Origin of the sequence: Bradyrhizobium sp. (assembly GCF_019242285.1) — a bacterium.
GTDB lineage: Bacteria > Pseudomonadota > Alphaproteobacteria > Rhizobiales > Xanthobacteraceae > Bradyrhizobium.
Genome location: NZ_JAFAVV010000213.1, coordinates 1 through 4,613, shown reverse-complemented (window position 1 = coordinate 4,613; position 4,613 = coordinate 1). Strand labels below are relative to the sequence as shown.

General features: G+C 65.1%; 5 protein-coding genes and 3 pseudogenes. 2 read left to right on the top strand and 6 right to left on the bottom strand.

Annotation, left to right across the window (positions count from 1 at the left end; all coding sequences use genetic code 11):
• Nucleotides 1-101: pseudogene (locus JOY90_RS08110) on the bottom strand (allophanate hydrolase subunit 1); the annotation flags it as partial.
• 236 nt (nt 102-337) lie between these two features.
• Between JOY90_RS08110 and JOY90_RS08105 the strand changes: the two are divergent.
• The gene (locus JOY90_RS08105; RefSeq protein ID WP_291690624.1) at nt 338-1,039 is read left to right on the top strand and encodes a ribonuclease activity regulator RraA; all 702 of its coding nucleotides are present in this window, start codon (nt 338-340) and stop codon (nt 1,037-1,039) included.
• 42 nt (nt 1,040-1,081) lie between these two features.
• Entirely contained in the window at nt 1,082-1,486 is a 405-nt protein-coding gene (locus JOY90_RS08100; protein ID WP_291690623.1) for a cupin domain-containing protein, read from the top strand.
• Between the two features lie 24 nt (nt 1,487-1,510).
• On the opposite strand, the gene JOY90_RS08095 is transcribed toward JOY90_RS08100, so the two are convergent.
• From JOY90_RS08095 to JOY90_RS08075, 5 genes and pseudogenes are all read right to left on the bottom strand, one after another.
• Nucleotides 1,511-1,870, bottom strand: a complete 360-nt coding sequence (locus JOY90_RS08095; RefSeq protein WP_291690622.1) for a hypothetical protein — start codon at nt 1,868-1,870, stop codon at nt 1,511-1,513.
• Between the two features lie 156 nt (nt 1,871-2,026).
• Nucleotides 2,027-2,830 carry a DUF2147 domain-containing protein gene (locus JOY90_RS08090; RefSeq protein WP_291690621.1) on the bottom strand — a complete coding sequence of 268 codons (804 nt, stop codon included), beginning with the start codon at nt 2,828-2,830 and terminating at the stop codon, nt 2,027-2,029.
• Nucleotides 2,831-3,011: 181 nt separating this feature from the next.
• Nucleotides 3,012-3,793: pseudogene (locus tag JOY90_RS08085) on the bottom strand (transporter substrate-binding domain-containing protein).
• Nucleotides 3,794-3,933: 140 nt separating this feature from the next.
• Nucleotides 3,934-4,338 (bottom strand): hypothetical protein, encoded by a 405-nt coding sequence (locus JOY90_RS08080; protein ID WP_291690620.1) that lies wholly within the window; start codon nt 4,336-4,338, stop codon nt 3,934-3,936.
• Nucleotides 4,339-4,426: 88 nt separating this feature from the next.
• Nucleotides 4,427-4,613: pseudogene (locus JOY90_RS08075) on the bottom strand (amidase); the annotation flags it as partial.

The following is a 4,613-nucleotide window of genomic DNA, read 5'->3' as shown; positions in this document are numbered from 1 at the left end:
ACCCGCTGGTTGGCCTCGTCGTCAATGTCGCGGCTGAATTCCACCGTGATGGCGCTATCGCCGCTGGGCAGAATACGGGGCTTGGCACGGGTCGGGACCATGACCTCAAAAACTCGTCGGCGCAGTGCCAGCCATAGCGCGTTTTGCGGCTATGTGGAATCCGGTTTGCGCCGATTAGCCTTGTCAGTTCAATAAATTAATACGCATTCGCGCGATAACGCGGATTAACTCTCTTGTCATGCAAATGGCGGGACCTCGACCGCGCCCGCGCCTCTTGACGCGATGGCCGTGCCCCGCAAGATGCGCGCTTGTAGTCCCTTTCGGAGCCGACGTTCCAATGCCATTGAGCCCTGAAGCCATCGCCACGCTGTCGCGCGTCACCACCGCTACGATCACCACCGTGCTGCTCAAGAAGGGCCTGCGGAACGTCTGGATGCGCGGCGCGCGTCCGCTCCGGCCCGGGCAGCCCCGGCTGGTCGGCGAAGCGTTCACGCTGCGTTTCGTGCCGGCGCGCGAGGACCTCGCGACCCCGGAATCCTGGTCGTCACCGATCTCGACCCGCACCGCGATCGAGGCGATGCCGCAGGGCTGTATCGCCGTGGTCGATGCCATGGGAATCACCGACGCCGGCATTTTCGGCGACATTCTCTGCGCGCGCATGGTCAAGCGTGGGGTGACGGCCCTGATCACCGACGGGGTGGTGCGCGACATCGAAGGCGTGCTCGGGACCGGCCTGCCGGTCTGGTGCGACGGCTACGCGGCCCCGCCATCGGTAGCCGGGCTGACCTTCGTCGGCTGGGGCGAGCCGATCGGCTGCGGCGGGGTGGCGGTGTTCCCCAACGACATCGTGGTGGCTGATCAGGACGGCGCGGTGCTGATCCCGCAGAAGCTGCTCGATCACGTGTTGGCCGACGGTCCCGAGCAGGAGCGGACGGAGGCCTGGATCGTCGAGGAAGTGAACAAGGGTGCGGTGTTGCCGGGGCTCTATCCCATGAACGCCGAGACCAAGGCGCGCTACGAAGCATCGAAGGCGAAATAGCCGGCCGCGCAGGCCCGGTCGTCGCAAAACAGGAGAAACGCCATGGACATCCATCTCGCCGGCTCGCGCCCGAGCCGCCGCGCGCCGAAGGAGAATTTTACCGGCACGGTCTGGCAAGACCCGATCATCACGCCGCAGGCGCCGGCCCGGATGGTGGCCAACCGCGTCGCCTTCGAGCCGGGCGCGCGCACGGCGTGGCACACCCATCCGCTCGGCCAGACGCTCTACGTCATTTCCGGTGTCGGCCGCGTCCAGACCCAGGGCCAGCCGGTGCGCGAGATCAAGGCTGGCGACGTCGTGTGGATTCCGCCGGGCGAGAAGCACTGGCACGGCGGCGCGCCGACGACCGGCATGGCCCACATCGCGATGCAGGAATCGCTCGACGGCAACCACGCGACCTGGATGGAGCACGTCACCGACGCGGAGTACTCCGCCGCGCCTGCCTAAAGGGTATGGCCTGCTCGGCATGCGCTAAATCCGCTCCGCCGTCCAGGTGCCCGAGCACAACGTGCCGTGCCAGGTGCCGGAACCGGACGTGCCGGAGAGGTGGCCGCTTCCGACCGCGCGCTTGATGCCGCTGGTCAGCATCACGCTGATGTTGCCGGCGTCGGCGACTCGGCCGGAGGCCCTCATCATCGTATCGCTCGATCCGACCTGGCCGTTGCTGATGCCGATCGAGACGGTGGCGCCGTTGCCGCATTCCGACTTCGGCGAGGCGATGTGCACGCTCCATTCACCGTCGAAGGTCGCGGCCGAAGCGCGCGCCGTGAGCGGCGTGGTCAGCAGCAACAGAATGTCGGTGGCGACAATCACTTTGTGAAAATGCCTCATGGCAATCCCCTTTGTTTTGGACGAGGGGATCGTTTCATGCGGGACGATTGTTCGATGTGATCGCTGTCACGCCGTCATGCGGCCTGCGACGTCGCGCATGAAGCAAGGCCTCGCCAAATAGGGCGAGGCCTCGGAATCAGCGGTATCCGCGAATGATCAGTTCACCCGCGTCCAGGTCTGGCCACCGCAAAACATGCCGCCGAAGGCGCAGCCCTGCACCCGCAGCGTGTCCGGCCCCTTGAGCGCGATCGTCGAATCATAGGTGCTGCCGGTGTTGGGGTCGAGGATGCGGCCGCTCCATTTCTGGTCCTTGCCGGGCCGCATGTTGATCAGCACCTGCTCGCCGTTCTGATTGGATTTCGCGTCAACCGAATAGCCGCAGAGATTGCCGCCGCACTGCTCGATGCGAACCTTGCCTTCCTTCTCTTCGGTCAGCCAGATGCCGACCGGTGAATTGGGATCGCGGGGCGCTGCTGCGACGGGAGCAGGCGCAGGGGCGGCGGGACCCTGCGATGGGGCGGGTGGTGGAGGGGGCGGAAGCGCTGCGACCTCGGGCGCGGGCGCAGGTGCGGGAGCGACCTGCGGCGCAGGCGCAGGTGGCGGCAAGGCGGCAGCAGTATCGGTTGCCGGGCTGCCGGCCGTCGAATCGGTCGCCGCCGTTGCGGGCGCGGGAGCCGGCGCCGGTTGAACTGCCGGAGCGGCGGCCTGGTCGGCCGGCGGTGGTGACGGCTCGGTCCGGGCCTCCTGCGGCGCCTCCTTGGGTGTGCCCTGCTTGTCGGTGCGGGCGCGCTTGGCCTTTCGCGGCGTGTTGGAGTTGTCAAAAACCCCCGGGATCGTAACCGTCCCGCGGTCCGGATCGATCCGGATGGTGCGGCCGCCATATTCGAATTGGTATTGTTGTGCCTGCGCGGCAGCATTGCTCGCCAGCAGGCAGACGGCTAGCGCCAATAGCCTTTTCATCGAAATCTCCTGAGCGGCTGAAATCCCCGACCGACCGTAGGTCGCTGCGCCGTTCCGCAGCGTGACCTATGTCACTTTTCAAACATGAGTCTTGCGCGAGCGATCCTGGTTCAACCGGGCAATGTAGTCCAATTCGGGGCACCGGAGTGCTTCACTTCCAGGAGATCGGCGGCATCAGGGCCTAGTCGAACCAGCCGGCGTAGATCCTCTTGAAGCTGCCGTCCTCGATCGAAATGTGCAGCCACTGGTCGATGAAGGCTTTCAGCGCCTCGTCGCGCTGCAGCCAATAGGCCTTCTCGGAGAAGTCGAACGGCTGGTCGGGATGCACCGCACAGAGCACGCCCGGATGCAGCTTCTGCTGATAGCGGGTCTCGGAGGCGTCGGTCATCATCACGTCGGCGTCGCCCTTGGCGATCTCGTCGAAGATCGTGACGTTGTCGCCATGGACCCTGATCTCCGCGTTCTTGACGTTGGCGCGCGCGAAGCGCTCGTTGGTGCCGCCGGGGTTGACGATGACGCGCACGCCGGGCTTGTCGATGTCGGCGATGGTCGCGAACCTGTCGCGATCGGTGCAGCGCGCGATCGGGGTTTTGCCCTCGCGCATGATCGGGGCCGAGAAGAATCCCTTCCTCTGCCGGTCGAGCGTGATCGAAATCCCGCCCATCGCGATGTCGAAATCGCCTTCCTCGAAATCCTTCATCAGCTTCGGCCACGCGGTCTGCACGTACTCGATTCTGACGCCGAGCGCCTTGCCGAGCGCTTCCGCCATGTCGACGTCGAAACCGGTGAACTTGCCGGTGTCTTGTCGAGATGGCTGAAGGGCAGGTAGTCGCCGGTCATGCCAACCCGCAGGGTGCCGCGCTTGACGATGTCGTCCAGACGCGCGTGCGAGGCTTCCTGGGCAAGCGCGGGAACCGCAAATAGACAGGTCGCAACCAGCGCCGCAGCTATACGATAGATCATGCTTGTCCGCCCGTCGAGTTCATGCCTGTTGTGGCATGGGATTTAGACCAGTCGGCCGGAGCAGGCCAGTGGAAGCAATGATCATCTCGATGTGTGAGGCCTCGGTCGATTTTCTCGGCGAGCTGCCGAGGGCGTAGCCGTCAGGTCTCATCGCTCTTGCGAACCAGATCGGCGACCGTGGTGCGCCCGATGATCTCCGATTTCAGTTGCTCGAAGCGGCTCTGCGCCTCGCGCTCGCATTCATCCACCAGCTTGACGGCGGCTTCCCGGTCCAGCGGACCAATGGCGACGGGAGCGGTGCTGGTGCCGAGCGACTCGTCGACGAAATACTCGCCCTCATCCGAGCGGCGGACGGTCCATTTGAAACGGAGGGCTGCGATCGGACCGGGACCGCTCTTGCTGTAACCATCCACATCGTCGGATGCGGGGGCCGCGGTGGATTTTCCCGCAGCTTTGGCGGTGCCCGGCTCACGCTGGGGCACCGGCCTGTCCAGGATGCTCGCGATCGCTGCGAGCGCGTGATCCGTCGGGTCGCTCCGGGGCAAAAAGCGCCTCCCACTTCAATCAAATCAAACGGCCTTCAAAAAGCTTTCACGTCCCCCAATTTCCGATTGCAGTCTATCTCATTTCAGGTCAGGCGCAAATCGGCGGTCGCCGGTCACGCCAAGGGCACTCCTGCTCGAGCTGGCCGGCGCTGCTCCAGGCGAGTGGCACCGACATCGCCGGCTGACCCGACATGTTGAACATGCTGGTCGCGGGCATGTAGCGGCGCAGCACTGGCCCGATATGGGACAGGTCCTGCGACATCGCGTCGAGTTCA

Coding starts and splice junctions, on each gene's coding strand:
- JOY90_RS08105 (WP_291690624.1), top strand. CDS start 338: ATGCCATTGAGCCCTGAAGCCATCGCCACGCTGTCGCGCGTCACCACC.
- JOY90_RS08100 (WP_291690623.1), top strand. CDS start 1,082: ATGGACATCCATCTCGCCGGCTCGCGCCCGAGCCGCCGCGCGCCGAAG.
- JOY90_RS08095 (WP_291690622.1), bottom strand. CDS start 1,870: ATGAGGCATTTTCACAAAGTGATTGTCGCCACCGACATTCTGTTGCTG.
- JOY90_RS08090 (WP_291690621.1), bottom strand. CDS start 2,830: ATGAAAAGGCTATTGGCGCTAGCCGTCTGCCTGCTGGCGAGCAATGCT.